The 15,881-nt window shown below is 67.6% G+C and carries 15 protein-coding genes; 6 read left to right on the top strand and 9 right to left on the bottom strand.

Annotated features, from left to right (window positions below):
• Window positions 1-10: 10 nt before the first annotated feature.
• Window positions 11-925 carry a carboxylating nicotinate-nucleotide diphosphorylase gene (gene nadC, locus OSB52_RS07450; RefSeq protein WP_235723166.1) on the bottom strand — a complete coding sequence of 305 codons (915 nt, stop codon included), beginning with the start codon at window positions 923-925 and terminating at the stop codon, window positions 11-13.
• The gene (nadA, locus tag OSB52_RS07445; protein WP_266061038.1) at window positions 918-1,982 is read right to left on the bottom strand and encodes a quinolinate synthase NadA; all 1,065 of its coding nucleotides are present in this window, start codon (window positions 1,980-1,982) and stop codon (window positions 918-920) included. Before nadA ends, nadC begins: the two co-directional genes overlap by 8 nt.
• A gap of 250 nt (window positions 1,983-2,232) precedes the next feature.
• Between nadA and OSB52_RS07440 the strand changes: the two genes are divergently transcribed.
• Window positions 2,233-2,796, top strand: a complete 564-nt coding sequence (locus OSB52_RS07440) for a response regulator transcription factor (protein WP_266061037.1) — start codon at window positions 2,233-2,235, stop codon at window positions 2,794-2,796.
• Between the two features lie 54 nt (window positions 2,797-2,850).
• Window positions 2,851-3,564: an NUDIX hydrolase gene (locus OSB52_RS07435; protein ID WP_266061036.1), complete on the top strand. Its 714-nt coding sequence runs from the start codon at window positions 2,851-2,853 to the stop codon at window positions 3,562-3,564.
• A 53-nt stretch (window positions 3,565-3,617) separates the two neighbouring features.
• On the opposite strand, the gene map is transcribed toward OSB52_RS07435, so the two are convergent.
• Complete coding sequence (map, locus tag OSB52_RS07430; RefSeq protein WP_266061035.1) at window positions 3,618-4,391, bottom strand: type I methionyl aminopeptidase; 774 nt, start codon at window positions 4,389-4,391, stop codon at window positions 3,618-3,620.
• Between the two features lie 126 nt (window positions 4,392-4,517).
• Here map and OSB52_RS07425 point away from each other — a divergent pair, with 126 nt between their 5' ends.
• A complete protein-coding gene (locus OSB52_RS07425; protein WP_266061034.1) occupies window positions 4,518-4,793 on the top strand; it encodes a helix-turn-helix domain-containing protein in 276 nt (91 codons plus the stop codon).
• 86 nt (window positions 4,794-4,879) lie between these two features.
• Here OSB52_RS07425 and OSB52_RS07420 read toward each other — a convergent pair whose 3' ends face one another.
• The 6 genes from OSB52_RS07420 to OSB52_RS07395 all read right to left on the bottom strand — a co-directional run bounded on the left by OSB52_RS07420 (window position 4,880) and on the right by OSB52_RS07395 (window position 10,214).
• The gene (locus OSB52_RS07420; protein ID WP_266061032.1) at window positions 4,880-5,518 is read right to left on the bottom strand and encodes a DUF2567 domain-containing protein; all 639 of its coding nucleotides are present in this window, start codon (window positions 5,516-5,518) and stop codon (window positions 4,880-4,882) included.
• Complete coding sequence (gene bsaP / locus OSB52_RS07415) at window positions 5,515-5,802, bottom strand: biotin synthase auxiliary protein BsaP (protein ID WP_266061149.1); 288 nt, start codon at window positions 5,800-5,802, stop codon at window positions 5,515-5,517. The genes OSB52_RS07420 and bsaP overlap by 4 nt, the downstream gene beginning before the upstream one ends.
• 16 nt (window positions 5,803-5,818) lie before the next feature.
• Complete coding sequence (gene bioB / locus OSB52_RS07410; protein WP_266061031.1) at window positions 5,819-6,859, bottom strand: biotin synthase BioB; 1,041 nt, start codon at window positions 6,857-6,859, stop codon at window positions 5,819-5,821.
• 102 nt (window positions 6,860-6,961) lie between these two features.
• Entirely contained in the window at window positions 6,962-7,705 is a 744-nt protein-coding gene (bioD, locus tag OSB52_RS07405; protein WP_266061028.1) for a dethiobiotin synthase, read from the bottom strand.
• The gene (locus OSB52_RS07400; protein ID WP_266061026.1) at window positions 7,702-8,913 is read right to left on the bottom strand and encodes an 8-amino-7-oxononanoate synthase; all 1,212 of its coding nucleotides are present in this window, start codon (window positions 8,911-8,913) and stop codon (window positions 7,702-7,704) included. Before OSB52_RS07400 ends, bioD begins: the two co-directional genes overlap by 4 nt.
• Window positions 8,913-10,214: an adenosylmethionine--8-amino-7-oxononanoate transaminase gene (locus tag OSB52_RS07395; RefSeq protein ID WP_266061024.1), complete on the bottom strand. Its 1,302-nt coding sequence runs from the start codon at window positions 10,212-10,214 to the stop codon at window positions 8,913-8,915. Before OSB52_RS07395 ends, OSB52_RS07400 begins: the two co-directional genes overlap by 1 nt.
• Before the next feature lie 136 nt (window positions 10,215-10,350).
• Between OSB52_RS07395 and OSB52_RS07390 the strand changes: the two genes are divergently transcribed.
• From OSB52_RS07390 to glgX, 3 genes are all read left to right on the top strand, one after another.
• The gene (locus OSB52_RS07390; protein WP_266061022.1) at window positions 10,351-10,947 is read left to right on the top strand and encodes a TetR family transcriptional regulator; all 597 of its coding nucleotides are present in this window, start codon (window positions 10,351-10,353) and stop codon (window positions 10,945-10,947) included.
• Between the two features lie 178 nt (window positions 10,948-11,125).
• Window positions 11,126-13,321 carry an acyltransferase family protein gene (locus OSB52_RS07385; RefSeq protein ID WP_235723178.1) on the top strand — a complete coding sequence of 732 codons (2,196 nt, stop codon included), beginning with the start codon at window positions 11,126-11,128 and terminating at the stop codon, window positions 13,319-13,321.
• A gap of 148 nt (window positions 13,322-13,469) precedes the next feature.
• Window positions 13,470-15,875, top strand: coding sequence for a glycogen debranching protein GlgX (gene glgX / locus OSB52_RS07380; RefSeq protein ID WP_372512374.1), 2,406 nt, complete (start codon window positions 13,470-13,472; stop codon window positions 15,873-15,875).
• Window positions 15,876-15,881 lie beyond the last annotated feature (6 nt).

Below are 15,881 nucleotides of genomic sequence, written 5' to 3'. Positions count from 1 at the left end.
GATGATCCGGTCAGTTCACCGGCGTCGGCGCGGCGATGTCGAGCCCGAGATCGAGTGCGGTCACCGAATGCGTGAGTGCACCGACCGCCAGGTAGTCCACACCGGTGCGGGCGTAGTCGGCGGCCATGTCCAGCGTCAGGCCACCGGAGCTCTCCAGTTTGGTCTGCGGCGAACGCGTGTTGCGTCGCTGCACGGCCATCTGCGTCTCCCAGAGAGCGAAGTTGTCGAGCAGAACCAACTGCGGTTCGAGTGCCAACACCTCGTCGAGCTGGGCCAACGAGTCGACCTCGACCTCGACGGGGAGGCCCGGCGCGGCCGCCCGGACCGCGGACAGGGCCGCGCTGACCGATCCGGCCGCGGCGACGTGGTTGTCCTTGATGAGTGCCGCATCGCCGAGCCCCATGCGGTGGTTGACTCCCCCGCCCGAGCGGACCGCGTACTTCTGCAGGTGCCGAAGCCCCGGCAGGGTCTTGCGCGAGTCGCGGACCTGCGCTGCGGTGCCGTCAACAGCCGCCACCCACCGGGCAGTGGCGGTCGCGATTCCCGACAGGTGGCAGATGATGTTGAGCGCAGTCCGTTCCGCGGTGAGCAACGAACCAGTGGGTGCATGTACGCCGAGCACCACCTCACCGGGCCCGACGTGCGTACCGTCCACGACTGCCGAGGTGACCTCATAGGCACCGGCACCGATGACCTCATCGAAGACGGCCAGCACCACCGGAAGCCCCGCGATGACACCGGCGCCACGGCTCGCGATGGCGGCATCGGTCATCGCGTCGGCGGGCACGGTCGCCGCAGTCGTCACATCCGGCCCGTGACGCAGGTCCTCGTCGAGGGCCGTCCGGATCAGCGTGCGGACCTCGTCGGTGATCTCCAGACCGAGTTCATCGACGGCACCGAGTTGTCCGACGAATCCCTCACTCACCGGAACCCGGATTTCCGATGGCGATCATCCGTTCCACGCTCTTACGCGCTCGCTCGGCCACATCGTCGGCGACGAACACCTCGTCGCGCCCCTCGCGCAGTGACCGCAGTAGCGCGGCGGGCGTGATCATCTTCATGTACGGGCAGGATGCGCGGTCGTTGACGGCCTGGAAGTCCACCCCCGGCGCCGCCTTGCGCAGCTGGTGCAGCATGCCGATCTCGGTCGCCACCAGCACCTGCTTTGCGCCGGTTTCGCGAGCAGCGTCCAGCATGCCGCCGGTGGACAGGATCTTGACCTTGTCGGCGGGCACCGCACCTTCGCCGGCGAGGTACAGGGCCGAAGTGGCGCAACCGCATTCGGGATGGATGAACAGGTCGGCGTCCGGATGACTGCCGGCCTGGTCGGCCAGTTCGTCACCGTTGATGCCCGCGTGCACGTGGCATTCACCGGCCCAGATGTGGATGTTGTCGCGCCCGGTCACGCGCTTGACGTGCGCGCCGAGGAACTGATCTGGCAGGAACAGCACCTCGCGGTCGGGATCGATCGACGCGACCACGTCGACGGCATTGGACGAGGTGCAGCAGATGTCGGTGAGCCCCTTCACCTCGGCGGTCGTGTTGACGTAGGAGACGACGACGGCGTCGGGGTGCTCGGCCTTCCACTCGCGCAACTCGTCGGCGGTGATCGAGTCGGCCAGCGAACATCCGGCGCGCTCGTCGGGGATCAGCACCCGCTTGCGGGGGCTGAGGATCTTGGCGGTCTCGGCCATGAAGTGCACACCGCAGAAGATGATCTCGTCGGCGTCGACCTCGGCGGCGATGCGAGACAGCGCCAACGAGTCGCCCACGTGGTCGGCGACGTCCTGGATCGCCGGCAGTTGATAGTTGTGCGCCAGCAGCTTCGCATTGCGCGCTCGGGCGAGACGGCGCACCTCGTCGGCCCATTCCGGTGTGGGCTCCACTCCGGTGTATCCGCCCGGACCGTCGGTCCAGTGCGCATCGGGCAGTCCCACGGTCTGCGTCTCGACCATGACGGGGCGGTCGCTGGTGATGCTCATCTGACACTCCTCACACGTGCGGGTTCCGGGTGGCTGTTCCCGGCACCAGAGTTTTCGACTGGCAATCGAAAACGCTGCCCATGGTAACACCGGTCACAGCTGCGGCATTCCCGTGCACGATTCGAGTAGTCGACTACGCGTTTGCTTCGCACGAGCGAAACCTAGCGTCGGGGATGTACCACTCATCCGCCCAGGTCCGGCCGCAACAACCCTGGCCAGGCGGGCCGTAAAGAAGATTGCGAGCAGCGTGATGACCGTTTCCCCGTACGACGACGCACTGTCCACTCCGCCGCGCACCATCCTGCCGCCACGGACATCGAATCCCGCGGATCGCCGCGCCGACGCCGCCGTCGCGCGCCGTGAGGCGGCGCTGGCGCGGCTGGCCGCTCGCCGGATGCCGTTGCCCGGACAGCCCGCACCACCGCACGCCCAGCATCGCCCGACGGTACGGCGCCCCCTCGACGACGCACGTGGTCGAGGACATGTGCGGCTGGTCGTCGAGCCGCGCGACATCGTCGAGCAGTCGGCTGCCATCCCGGCCGCCACACCCCGCTCGGCCACAGCCGTGCCCGAGGCGGCGCCCCGACGCCGACCGGGGCTGACCGAGCGCGAGATCCAGGTGTTGCGGACCTGGTTGCTCACCGACTCCAAGATCGTGGTCGCCGAGGAACTGTCGATCTCGATCGGCACCGTCAACACCCACCTGACGCGTATCCGCGCCAAATACACCGCGGTGGGACGGACAGCACGAACCAAGGCCTCGCTCGCGGCACGCGCGATCCAGGACGGCATCATCGCTCTCGAAGATCTCTGAGACCCGGATGGTCGGTGCGGGTCGGCGCGACGTCGCCGCCATACAATCGACGCCATGCCGACGCCCCCGCCGAGTGCGCCATCTACCGGCGGGCCGCCCGTCGAAGTCGAGACGCTGACCGCTGTGTTCCAGGTCCGCGACATCGGTGCGGGCGCCGAGCCGGCGCTGTGTGTCCTACTCGCCGATGACGGGAACTCGGCTTGGCGCCTGCCCGGCGGCGCCGTGGCGGCCGAGGAACCACTGGACGTCAGCGCACGCCGGGCCGTGGCCGACACGGTGGAGATCACCACCATCGCCCACCTCGAACAGCTCGCCGTGTTCTCCGATCCCGCCCGGGTCCCCGGCATCCGCACGATCGCCTCGACCTACCTGGGCCTGGTGCCCAGCGATGCCCCGACCGAGCTCGCCGTCGACTCGGCGTGGCACGCCGTCGATCACCTCCCTGCCCTGGCCTATGACCACGATCGGATCGTGGACGCCGCGCGCCACCGGCTGGCCGCAAAGCTCTCCTACACCAACATCGCCTTCGCCCTGGCCCCCGCTCGCTTCCCGATGTCACAGCTTTCGGAGATCTACTGCGCCGCTTTGGGTTATCCAGTGGACACCACCAACCTGCTCCGCATCCTGAGCCGCCGCGCCGTAGTGGTGGCCACCGGCACCGTCGGCAAGACCGGACGCACCGGCGGGCGGCCGCCGGCGCTGTATGCGTTCGCCGACGCACAGTTGCGCGTCACCGACGAGTTCGCGACGCTGCGGCCGCCGATGTGACCGGACGTGCGACCACACGTCCCGCTGATCACCCGCGCACAAGCCCTATCTCCTCACCGACCGCTGGACCGCGTCAGTATCTCGGCGGCCCCGTCGGTGACGGCGATCGTGTGCTCGCTGTGCGAGGTACGGGACCCATCGGCCGACCGGATCGTCCAGCCGTCCGGGTCATAGATGATCCGCGAGGTGGATTGGGCCAGCCACGGTTCGAGCGCCAGGGTGAGCCCGGGCCGCAGCGCCAGCCCTTTGCCTCGACGTCCGAGGTTGGGCACATGCGGGTCCTCGTGCATGGTGCGACCGAGGCCGTGGCCGCCGAACTCGGTGTTGACCCGAAAGCCACGCGAGGTGCAGACCTTGCCGATCGCCGCCGAGATGTCGCCGAGCCGATTACCCGGGCGTGCCGCGTCGATTCCGGCGGCCAATGCCAGCTCGGTGGTCTGCACGAGAAACTCATCCTCGTCGCGGGCGGCGCCCACGATCACGGTACGAGCCGAATCGGCCACCCAGCCATCAATCGAGACGGCGATGTCCATACTCAGCACGTCGCCGTCGGCGAGCGCGCAATCAAACGGAAGGCCATGCAGCACAGCATCATTGAGGGATAGGCAGATCACATTGCGAAACGGCCCACGCCCGAAGGACGGCGCATAATCCCAATAGCAGGACACCGCACCACGCCGACGGATGAGCTCGCGGGCCCGCATCTCGAGGTCGAGCAGATTGACCCCGGGAGCCGCCAGACCAGACAGGTCATCGAGCAGGTCCGCGATGAACCCACCGGTGGTTCGCATCGCGGCGATTTCGTCACGCGACTTCAGTTCGATCACAACGCCCTCTCCAAGTCACCCGCCCATGGTCACCCGATGGCGGTCGGTATTTAAATACCACAGTAGAAGAGGTGGTGGTATTTTCATACCGGTGCAGCTCAGCGGCTGGGCCACTAAGGTGAATGCATGGTTCGCGCACCACTGACCCCAGAGCAGATCGCCGCCGGACGCCGGCTCGGCGCGGTGCTGCGGGAATGGCGCGGCCCGCGCACCGTGGCCGAGGTCGCTGAAGGCGCCGGCATCTCACCCGAGACGCTGCGCAAGATCGAGAGTGGGCGGTTGCTGACCCCGTCGTTCGCCACCGTCGTCGCACTGGGCCGTTCACTCGATGTACCGGTGGAACTGCTCGCCGACGCGGTTGCCGGGGCCGCCCCGATGCCGAGTGCCCGGTCGACCGTCTAACGGGTACTACTTGCCCCTTCGTGACGCCCTCCGCAAGCTCCGGGCTCCTCGGGAACAGTAATCACGCTCGGCCAATGCCCCGCTACTCAGGGAGCGGGTGCCGACAGCGTGTTTTCTGGTATCGAGGGCAGATCTCCGACGCCGAGATCGGCCCGACGAGCCGCGAGCGTGACGCCCAGATACACCAGCGCGGCGGCCAGCGGCGCGCACACGAACAAAACCCAGGGACCGCCCGCACCGCCACGGACCGCACCGTCGAGCCAGAGGTCGGGCACCACGTCGAAGGTCGAGCCGACCGGCAGGGCACGCGGGTCGTCGAAACGCCAGTCCGCCACCCAGGTGCCGACGGCGGCCGCGATGAGCGACCCGATGGTGGTGGCCACCGCGAGCACCCCGAACCCCACCGGCCCGCGCCATGATCGAGCAGTTGTCCACCCGATGATCACCGACACCACGCCGTAACCGAAGAGCAGGAGGGCAAAAGTACCGACAGCCGCGAACTCGGACCCGAATGCGCTGGCCGGTACCACGGCGGAGCCCTCCGACACCACGCGCCCACTGAGCGCCGGGGTCACCGCCGCCCAGAGCGCGCCGAGCACGACTCCGAGTAACATCACCGTCACGGCCACCGCCACGAGCCCGGACACCGACCGGTGGACACCGCGGCGTGCATCCGCACCGCCAGACAGATCGTCGTCGGAGACGACCGGTGCCGGATCGGTCATCGTTGTCCCAGCTCGGTCGAGTCGACCGTCCCGTGCCGCGAACATCGTGCTCCCCAGCCGTCCGGGCGTACCTGCACCACCATGCGCCGGCCGCATTGCCCGCAGAAGCGCGGTGGCTCCAGACCGAGGCGGGCGGCCGCCGGTATCGCGTCGGCCGACTGCAGCTCCAGTTTCAGTCCCGTGTACACACCGAAGCGGCAGGGCTGCGCAAGCGGGCCGGGGACCTCGAGCGTGGAGTGCAACGGTCGGGGCGTTGCACCCGAACCCGGATTCGTCATCGACATGGTCACCTGTTCGAGCCTAGATGCTGTCGTTGAGTGCCTTGATGGGCATCGACAGATCGGTCAGCAGGTCGAGGTCTTCCTCGGCGGGCCGCCCCAGGGTGGTCAGGTAGTTGCCGACGATGACGGCGTTGATGCCGCCCAGGATGCCCTGCTTGGCGCCGAGGTCACCGAGGGTGATCTCGCGTCCGCCCGCGAAACGCAGGATGGTGCGCGGCAGCGCCAGACGGAACGCGGCCACCGACTTCAGCGCCTCGGCCGCCGGGAGCACGTCGAGGTCGCCGAACGGGGTGCCGGGACGCGGGTTGAGGAAGTTCAACGGCACCTCGTCGGGCTCCAACGCCGCCAGGTCGGCGGCGAACTCGGCTCGCTGCTCGAGACTCTCACCCATCCCCAGAATGCCGCCACAACACACCTCCATGCCGGCTTCACGCACCATGCGCAGCGTGTCCCAGCGCTCCTCCCATGAGTGGGTGGTCACCACATTCGGGAAGTGGCTGCGCGCGGTCTCGAGGTTGTGGTTGTAGCGGTGCACGCCCATGTCCTTGAGCTGATCGACCTGCTCCTGGGTGAGCATGCCCAGGCTGCAGGCGATCTGGATGTCCACCTCGTTGCGGATGGCCTCGATTCCCGCGGCGACCTGGCTGAGGAGTCGCTTGTCCGGGCCCCGCACGGCGGCGACGATGCAGAACTCGGTGGCGCCGGTCTTGGCGGTCTGTTTGGCGGCCTCGACGAGCGATGGGATGTCGATCCAGGCACTCCGCACCGGGGAGGTGAACAGACCGGACTGCGAACAGAAGTGGCAGTCCTCCGGGCAACCGCCGGTCTTGAGCGAGATGATCCCCTCCACCTCGACTTCCGGTCCGCACCAGCGCATCCGCACATCGTGCGCGAGCTGCAGCAGTTCGGTGAGTCGATCCTCGGGCAAACGCAGCACCTCGAGCACCTGGGCCTGATCGAGCGCCTGGCCCTTCTCGAGAACCTGTTCACGGGCGACGGCAAGAATGTCGTCGGCGGTCTGCGAATGCGATGTGCCGGGGGCGACGGGGGCCTGGGTCACGGGAGAACTCCTTGTCTGGACTGTTGATCGATGGGCTGGGTTGCTGTCGGCGAGAATCGGGTGCCGTCGGCGAGAATCTGGGAGGCTTCGGCGGGCAGAGATCTACAGTGCCGTCGGGGCGACGTGGGTTGCCGCCGGCCGGGTGGGTGCGAGTTCGCGGGCCGTCCATTCCCGGTCGAACCAGGCCGGCGCCCGCCGACGGAACTCCGCCGGGTCGAGGGCACCGGCACCGTCCGGGATGACCCCGACGACAGGGGCTCCGCTCAGTCGGGGCAGGTCGTCGCGGTTGCAGCGCATGGCGAGATCGGGTTCCGTCGGCCAGGAACCGATCACCAGACCCGCGACGCGCAATCCGCGGGCGCGGACGGCGCCGACGGTCAGCTCCGCATGATTGAGGGCCCCGAGTCCGGCCGGGACCACCACCAGAACCGATGCGCCGACATCGGCGCACAGGTCGAGCAGGGTCAGCTCCGGCGCCAAGCGCACCATGACCCCACCGGCGCCCTCGACGAAGGTCACGTCGTGGTTCGTGGCCAGGCGATCGATGGCTGCGCGGGCGACGGCGCGCTCGAGCGGCGGCACACCGGCCAGCCGCGCGGCGGTCTCCGGCGCGAGGGGATCCGGATAGCGGGCACACTCGGCGGTGCCCAGCGGCCCGACGAGGTCCTCGATCACAGCCAGATCGCCGGGTTGTCCGGGCATGACGCCGGTCTGCGCGGGTTTGCACACCGCAGGGTTCACACCCGCCGCGCGGGCGGCGGCCACCAGCGCAGCGGTCACGATCGTCTTGCCGACGTCCGTCGAGGTGCCCGCAACCGCCAGCACGTTCTCCGACGCCGCGATCATCGGGCACCCACCGTGCGCAAGGCATCGAGCACGATGCGCGCGACCCGGTCGATCGTCACGTCGTCGAGATCGGCACGCACTGTCAGCCGCAACCGCGAGGTCCCGGCGGGCACCGACGGCGGACGGAAACACCCGACGAGCACACCTCGTTCGCGGCACGCAGCAGCCGCGGCCACCGCGGCGTGCGGATCCCCGACGATCAGCGAGACGACGGCAGCAGCGGGCGCCGGGGCACCGATGGCCTCAGCCAGTCGAGCCGCGTTCTCACGCAGTCGGTCCGGCATGGCGGGATCGGCACGTAGCAGCCGCAGCGCGGTGTGGGCCGAGCCCACCGCGGCCGGATTGAGGCCGGTGTCGAAGATGAACGTCCGCGCGCGATCGACGAGATGCGATCGCAACAACTCGGGTCCGAGCACGACTCCGCCCTGGGCACCCAACGACTTGGACAGCACGGTGGTCATGATCAGGTCAGGGGCACCGGACAGGCCGTGTTCGGCGATGAGCCCACGCCCGCCCGGACCGCGCACGCCGAGCGCATGCGCCTCGTCGACGAGCAGCGCCGCCCCGCAGTCGCGTGCGACGGCATACAGGTCGGCCACCGGTGCCGGTTCGCCGTCGATGCTGTACACCGAGTCGGTCACCACCAGCGCGCGCTGCTCGGTGCGAGCGCGCAGGGCGTCGTGAACGGCCTGGTGATCACCGCGGTCGACCACGACGACGCGTGCGCGCGAGAGCCGACATCCGTCGATCAACGACGCGTGGGTCCCGGTGTCGCTGACGATCAGGTCGCCGCGTCCGACGAGGGCGGTGATGGCGCCGACGTTGGCGAGATATCCCGACGAGAAGGCCAGCGCGCTGTCGAACCCGAGGAAATCGGCGAGGTCGTTCTCCAGCTCGATGTGGGCCTCAGTGGTTCCAACCACCAGTCGCGAGGCTGTGGCACCGGCCCCCCACTGCGCCAACGCCGCCTGCCCACCGGCGACGACCTCGGGGTGCGTGCAGAGCCCGAGGTAGTCGTTGGAGGCGAGGTCTACGACCGGGGTGTCGGCGCGTCGAACGATGGGATCGCGATGCAGACCGGCGGTCCGCACCCGGTCGGCCTCGTCGGCGAGCCACCCGAGCGCCCCCTGTTCGGTGGCGCCCGCGCCGATGGCCGGATCGGCTCCACGAGTGGCGATGTCGGTATCGGTGAGCTCGGTCGTGGTCATCAAGACATCACTCCCACGGTGTGGTCGGCGGACAGACTGGCGGCGACGGCGGCGTGAACTCCACGGCAGATGGTGGCGATGTCGTCGGCGGTGCAGATGAACGGCGGCATCACGTAGACGTTGTTACGGAACGGCCGCAACCAGACCCCCGCGTCGACGGCCGCGGCCGTGGCAGCGACCATGTCGACCGGGCGGTCGAGTTCAACGACCCCGATGGCTCCGCGGACGCGGACATCGGCAACCCCCGGCCGCGCCGCGAGATCGCCGAGCCCGGCGCGCAGACCCGATTCGATGGCCTGCACGCGGGCCCGCCAGTCCGAGGCGAGCAGTTCCTCCACGGAGGCGACGGCCACCGCACAGGCGAGTGGATTGGCCATGAAGGTCGGGCCGTGCGCGAGCCCACCGGCCTCCCCCGCGCTGATCACCCCGGCGATCTCACTGGTGCACATGGTGGCCGCCAGCGTCAGGTAGCCGCCGGTCAGCGCCTTGCCCAGGCACATGATGTCGGGGGTCACGCCGGCATGGTGGGCGGCGAACAGTTCGCCGGTACGACCGAATCCGGTGGCGATCTCGTCGAAGATCAACAGCACACCCGACTCGTCGCAGATGCGCCGGAGTTCGGAGAGATAGCGCGGGTCGTGGAACCGCATACCGCCCGCCCCCTGCACGACGGGCTCGACGATTACCGCGGCGAGCCGTTCCCGGTGCTCGGCGACGGCTGTTTCCAGGACGGCGACGTAGCGCTCGTCGAAGTCACGCGGGGGCGGGGGCACGAACACCTGATCGGTGAGGACGTCGGTCCACATCGCATGCATCCCGCCGTCGGGATCGCACACGCTCATCGGGGCGAAGGTGTCACCGTGGTAGCCACCCCGCCAGGTCAGCAGTCGATGTCGCCGGGGTTCGCCGCGGCTACGCCAATACTGAACGGCCATCTTGACCGCGACCTCTACCGACACCGAGCCGGAGTCGCAGAAGAAGATCTTGCGCAGGTCGGGCGGGGTGATCTCGACCAGCAGTTGAGCCAGTCGCGCCGCGGGTTCATGGGTGAGACCGCCGAACATGACATGTGACATCGATTCGACCTGCCCGGCGAGCGCCGCATCAAGCACCGGATGCCGGTACCCGTGGATCGCCGCCCACCACGAACTCATCCCGTCCACCACGTGTCGGCCGTCGGCCAATTCGATCCGGACGCCCCGGGCACCCCGAACGACGATCGGCGCCACTGCCGCCGGCAGAGCGCCGTACGGATGCCAGATGTGCTCGGCATCGATGCGGCTGATGGTGGCATCGTCCACGCCGGATCACCCTCACGAGTTTGTCGGGGCGCGTATGCGCCGGGATTACCTGATCCTGAACGCTGTACAGGATCGATGTCCTGGACACTGTACAGGTATTTTCCTGAACGGTGTACAGGACCCTTATCCTGGCCGGGTGAGCAACAGTCGAGCAGACGTCCTGCAGGCGGCGCGGGAGATCCTCGCCGAGCACAGCCTGGCCGATCTGTCGATGCGGCGTCTGGCCGCCGATCTCGGCGTCCGCCCGAACGCCCTGTATTGGCATTTCCCCAACAAGCAGACCCTGCTGGCGGCGCTGTCCGACGACATCCTCGAGCAGATCCCAGCGGCACCGCAGGATCTGGGTTGGGATCAGCGCCTGGCCTACCTCGCCACGGGCCTGCGCGCTGCCCTGCTCGACGTCCCCGACAGCGCGGAGATCGTGTCCTCGAGTTGGGCCAGCGGACTGTCGGCGCGGACCATTGCGGGGCAACTGGCGGCGGTGGCGCGGGACGGCGGACTCGACGAGCGTGACGCGCAGGCCGTGGCGACCGCCGTGTGCCAGCTGACCATCGGGCTGACGATCGAGGAGCAGACCCGGTCGCAGATGGAACGACTCCAGGTGACCGGACCGTCCGGACGCGACTTCACCGCGGAGTTCTCCGGCGGTCTGAGCGTGATCCTCGACGGTGCCCGGATGCGGGCACAACGTCTGACGACCGCCGCCAGCGTACCGCAAGGTAAAGAAAAGTAAAGGTCAGCGCGGGTACGACACTCGCCTCGGCACGCCGCGTCGAATCGAGATCTCGGTGCGGCGGCATGTAGATTGCTGGGCGGACCTACGGCCTCTATCACGTGATGACCACCGGTCGGGTCCGATTGCGACAACCCGGCCCCAGCGGCCACCGATAACAGAAGGACGCATCCAGGCAGTGGCAGCCCCTATCCACACCGCCACCCCGGCCGGTCCGGCTCCGGCGGACAACGTGCCCGCGTACCGCACCGACCTCGACGGTCTGCGCGGCATCGCGATCGCGCTGGTCGCCTGCTTCCATGTGTGGTTCGGCCGGGTGTCGGGCGGGGTGGACGTGTTCCTGGCCCTGTCCGGCTACTTTTTCCTGGGCTCGCTGCTGCGTCATGCCATCCACAGCCAGGCCACCCATGTGACGCTGCGCGACACCATCAATCCGTGGCCACGTCTCAAACGCCTGCTGCGGCGCCTGATCCCGGCACTGTTCACGGTACTGATCGCCGTTGCCGTCCTGACCGTGATCATCATCCCGCAAACCCGCTGGGTGAGTATCGGGCGCGAACTCATCGCCAGCGCCCTCTACTACCAGAACTGGCATCTGGCCTTCAATTCCCAGGACTATCTGGCGGCGAGCTCGGCGAACAGCCCGTTGCAACACATCTGGTCGATGTCGGTGCAGGGCCAGTTCTTCGTGCTCACCATGCTGGTCGCGCTCGCCTTCGCGGCATTGATCAAGCTCTGCGCGCGGTTCCTCGCGCCGGTGGCCGAACCCCGGGTGATCCGGGTTGTGGTGGGTGTCGCCGTGCTGGCGGTGGCGCTGGTCTCCTTCTATTGGGCGCACATGCGGATGGGCGTCAACCAGCAGTTCAACTACTACGACACCTTCTCCCGCGTCTGGGAGCCGCTGGCCGGTGGCCTGCTCGCCATCTGGTTGCCCAGTTGGCGGGTCCCGCGATGGCTCCGGACGGTTGCCGCGATCGTCGCGCTGGCCCTCATCGTGACCTGCGGCTGGTGGATCGACGGCGTGAACGCGTATCCGGGGCCGTGGGCGCTGGTCCCCGTCGGTTCCACGCTGCTGATCATCTGGGCGGGTGCCACCGCGTTGGAGCGTCCGCGACCCGGCTCCGATGGTCCGCAGGGGCTGCCGCCGGTCAATCGCATGCTCGCCAGTCGGTGGCCGGTGTGGCTGGGCAGCATCGCCTACGCCCTCTACCTCTGGCACTGGCCGCTGTTGATCTTCTATCTGACCTGGCGAGAGAAGAACCACGCGAGCGTCCTCGAAGGTGTCGGCCTGCTCACGGTGTCGGTCGGGTTGGCATGGCTCACCAAGCGCTACATCGAGGACCCGCTCCGTGGCGGGCGCTCCGAGCCGTCGCATGCGCGTCGCGACGGTCGGTATCGGTGGCTGACCTACACATCGGTTGTGACATCGATTCTGGTCATCGGCACGTTGGTGACCGGCATCGGCATCAAGGTGTGGGACCACCGGGTGTCCACGATGGTGGTGGACACCAGAAACCTGGACCCACGGACCTACCCGGGGGCCCGCGCGCTGCTGAACGGGTGGCCCGTTCCCGCGGTCGACCCGCAGCCGTCGCCGCTGATGGTCACGCAGGATTTCCCGGAGACTTCTACCGATGGCTACATGAGCAACTTCGAGGACCCTGAGATCCATGTCGGCGTCTACGGTGACCCGAACGCCACCGAGACCGTCGCACTGATCGGCGGATCACACGCCGAGATGTGGATCTCGGCGCTCGACGAGCTGGGCCGGCGTAACCACTTCAAGGTCACCACCTACCTCAAGATGGGGTGCCCGATGTCGACCGAGCTGGTCCCGAAGCAAGACGGCGTACCGTATCCGCAATGTCACGACTGGGTGATGCGGGTGATGAAGAAGGTGATCGCCGACAAGCCGACCGCGGTGTTCACCAATTCGACCCGGCCGCGCGATTATCAGCCCGGCGACTGGGTGCCACCCACCTACACCCCCATCTTCGACGAGTTCCTCGACGCCGGCATCGAGGTGTTCGGCATCCGCGACACACCGTGGCCGCACAACGCGAAAGGCTTGATCGACACTCCGACGTGCCTGGCCGACGGCGGCACCGCGACGAGCTGCGCCACGCGCCGCGACGTCGCGCTCGCCCCGGAGGACCCCGCGCTGGCCCTGGCTGCCACCCGCCCGGGCTTCCATGCCCTGGACCTTTCCGACGGGGTCTGTGACGCCGAACTGTGTCCGGCGATCGTCGGCAACATCGTGGTTTACAAGGATTGGCACCACCTGAGCGCCACCTATGTTCGTAGCCTCACCGATGAGCTGGGACGGCAGATGGCCGCGGCCGCTCCATGGACCGGCCCAGCGGCGCCGAGATAGTCGCCCACGCCACACCAGCGCGCGATCGCTCCGAGATGAACCCCCGACCATTGACGGCTAGTGTCATGTCATGGAATCGCCGAAGGCCGAGATGACCCCGTCGCCGGCCCCCGACGCGGATGGGCGGGACTCAGCCGAACCCGCCGAGATGGTCGACATCCCCACACCCGGCACCTGGTCTCCCAGCAGTACGGAATCGACACCGTTTGTCGTCTGGCCGGGCAACGCGTACCCGCTGGGCGCCACCTATGACGGTGTGGGAACCAATTTTTCGCTCTTCTCCGAGGTCGCGACCGCGGTCGATCTCTGTCTGATCGACGCGACCGGCGTGGAGCAACGAATCCGGCTCGAAGAGGTCGACGGATACTGCTGGCATTGCTACCTGCCCAACATCGGGCCGGGTCAGTTCTACGGGTTCCGGGTACACGGCCCCTACGACCCGGCGCAAGGTTTACGGTGCGACCCGAGCAAGCTGCTGCTCGACCCGTACGGCAAGGCATTTCACGGCGATTTCGACGGCGACCCGGCGTTGTTCTCCTACGCCATGTCCGACCCTGACGAGCACGCCCCGGAATCCGAACCCGCCGCCGAATCCGGTGACGGGCCCTCGGGCACGGCAACGTCGTCCGCAGCACCGGCCGCCACTGTCGAGAACGCGGAAAATCAGGTCGATGCAGCAGTCGACGCCGACACGCCCGTGCAGACCGACCCCGTGCGAGCCACCAGCGGTGAACCGAGCCCGGCAACGACGAGTACCGCCACCCCCAGCGTGCCGATGGCGTCGGCACATCCCACCGACATGCCGCAACTCGACTCGCTCGGCCACACCATGGTCTCGGTGGTCATCAACCCATACTTCGACTGGCAGAACGACCGACCACCACGTCACCCCTACCACCAGACCGTCATCTACGAGGCGCATGTCAAAGGGATGACGGCGACTCATCCCGACGTACCCGAACATCTCCGCGGCACCTACGCCGGATTGTGCCACCCGGTCATCATCGATCATCTGAAATCACTCCGAATCACCGCCATCGAACTGATGCCGGTGCACCAGTTCATGCAGGATTTCGTCCTGATCGACAAGGGCCTCCGAAACTACTGGGGCTACAACACTTTCGGCTTCCTCGCGCCGCATCTTGAGTACGCCTCGCAACCCGAACAGCCGGCTGCGGCGGTAACCGAGTTCAAGGCCATGGTGCGCGAGTTCCACCGCGCCGACATCGAGGTCATCCTCGATGTGGTCTACAACCACACCGCCGAGGGCAATCACCTCGGCCCCACGATCTCGTTCCGCGGTATCGACAATGCCGCGTATTACCGTCTCGTGGACGGCAATCCCGAGATGTACATGGACTACACCGGGACGGGCAACAGCCTCAACGGACGTCACCCACACACCCTGCAATTGATCATGGACTCGCTGCGCTATTGGGTGCTTGAGATGCATGTCGACGGGTTCCGCTTCGATCTGGCGTCCACGCTCGCCCGCGAACTGCACGACGTGGACCGGCTCTCGGCGTTCTTCGATCTGGTGCAACAAGATCCGGTTGTCAGCCAGGTGAAACTGATTGCCGAACCATGGGACGTCGGCGAAGGCGGCTACCAGGTGGGCAACTTCCCACCATTGTGGACCGAATGGAATGGCAAGTACCGCGACACGGTTCGCGACTACTGGCGCGGGGAACCGTCCACGCTCGGCGAGTTCGCGTCCCGCCTCACGGGCTCCTCCGATCTCTACGAGGCCACCGGTCGACGGCCACTGGCGAGCATCAACTTCGTGATCGCCCACGACGGTTTCACCCTGCAGGATCTGGTGTCCTACAACGAGAAACACAACAGCGCCAACGGTGAGGACAACCGGGACGGGGAGAGCCACAACCGCTCGTGGAACTGTGGGGTCGAGGGACCGACCGACGACCCGGATGTGTTGGCGCTGCGTGGCCGCCAGCAACGCAACATCCTGGCCACCCTGTTCCTCTCCCAGGGCACACCGATGTTGGCCCACGGAGATGAACTCGGCCGCACCCAACAGGGCAACAACAACGTGTACTGCCAGGACTCCGAGCTCTCCTGGATGGACTGGGCGCTGGCCGAGAAGAACGCCGACCTGCTCGAGTTCACCCGCAAGGCGATCAACCTGCGCACCCGACACCCGGTGTTCCGTCGTCGGCGGTTCTTCGCCGGCAAACCGATCCGATGGGGCGAGCAGACGCTGGACATCTCCTGGCTGACCCCGGCCGGCCAGGAGATGACCTCCGAGGACTGGGACAGCGGGTTCGGCCGCAGCCTCGCGGTGTACTTCAACGGTGACGGGATCGGAGAGCCGGACGAGCGCGGAGAGAAGATCGTCGACGACAGTTTCATCGTCTGTTTCAACGCCCACGACGGCGACATCGACTTCACGCTCCCACCGTCCTCCTGGGGCACAGAATGGGTGGGCGAACTCGACACCACCGATCCGACCGGCACCACCGACATGACCGCCACCGCCGATTCGGTGGTCACCGTGGGCGCGCGCTCGGTGTTGGTCCTGCGCAGGACGTCGTGAGTCGAC

It is taken from the genome of Gordonia aquimaris (assembly GCF_026262595.1).
GTDB classification, from domain to species: Bacteria; Actinomycetota; Actinomycetes; order Mycobacteriales; family Mycobacteriaceae; genus Gordonia; species Gordonia tangerina.
This window is presented reverse-complemented; position numbering and strand designations above follow the sequence as displayed.

What these genes read in the sequence shown, in the direction of transcription:
- OSB52_RS07400 (WP_266061026.1), bottom strand. Translation starts at nt 8,913, where the DNA reads ATGACCACGACCGAGCTCACCGATACCGACATCGCCACTCGTGGAGCC.
- nadA (WP_266061038.1), bottom strand. Translation starts at nt 1,982, where the DNA reads ATGAGCATCACCAGCGACCGCCCCGTCATGGTCGAGACGCAGACCGTG.
- bioD (WP_266061028.1), bottom strand. Translation starts at nt 7,705, where the DNA reads ATGATCGCGGCGTCGGAGAACGTGCTGGCGGTTGCGGGCACCTCGACG.
- OSB52_RS07435 (WP_266061036.1), top strand. Translation starts at nt 2,851, where the DNA reads ATGCCGACGCCCCCGCCGAGTGCGCCATCTACCGGCGGGCCGCCCGTC.
- OSB52_RS07440 (WP_266061037.1), top strand. Translation starts at nt 2,233, where the DNA reads ATGACCGTTTCCCCGTACGACGACGCACTGTCCACTCCGCCGCGCACC.
- bsaP (WP_266061149.1), bottom strand. Translation starts at nt 5,802, where the DNA reads ATGTCGATGACGAATCCGGGTTCGGGTGCAACGCCCCGACCGTTGCAC.
- OSB52_RS07420 (WP_266061032.1), bottom strand. Translation starts at nt 5,518, where the DNA reads ATGACCGATCCGGCACCGGTCGTCTCCGACGACGATCTGTCTGGCGGT.
- glgX (WP_372512374.1), top strand. Translation starts at nt 13,470, where the DNA reads ATGGTCGACATCCCCACACCCGGCACCTGGTCTCCCAGCAGTACGGAA.
- OSB52_RS07425 (WP_266061034.1), top strand. Translation starts at nt 4,518, where the DNA reads ATGGTTCGCGCACCACTGACCCCAGAGCAGATCGCCGCCGGACGCCGG.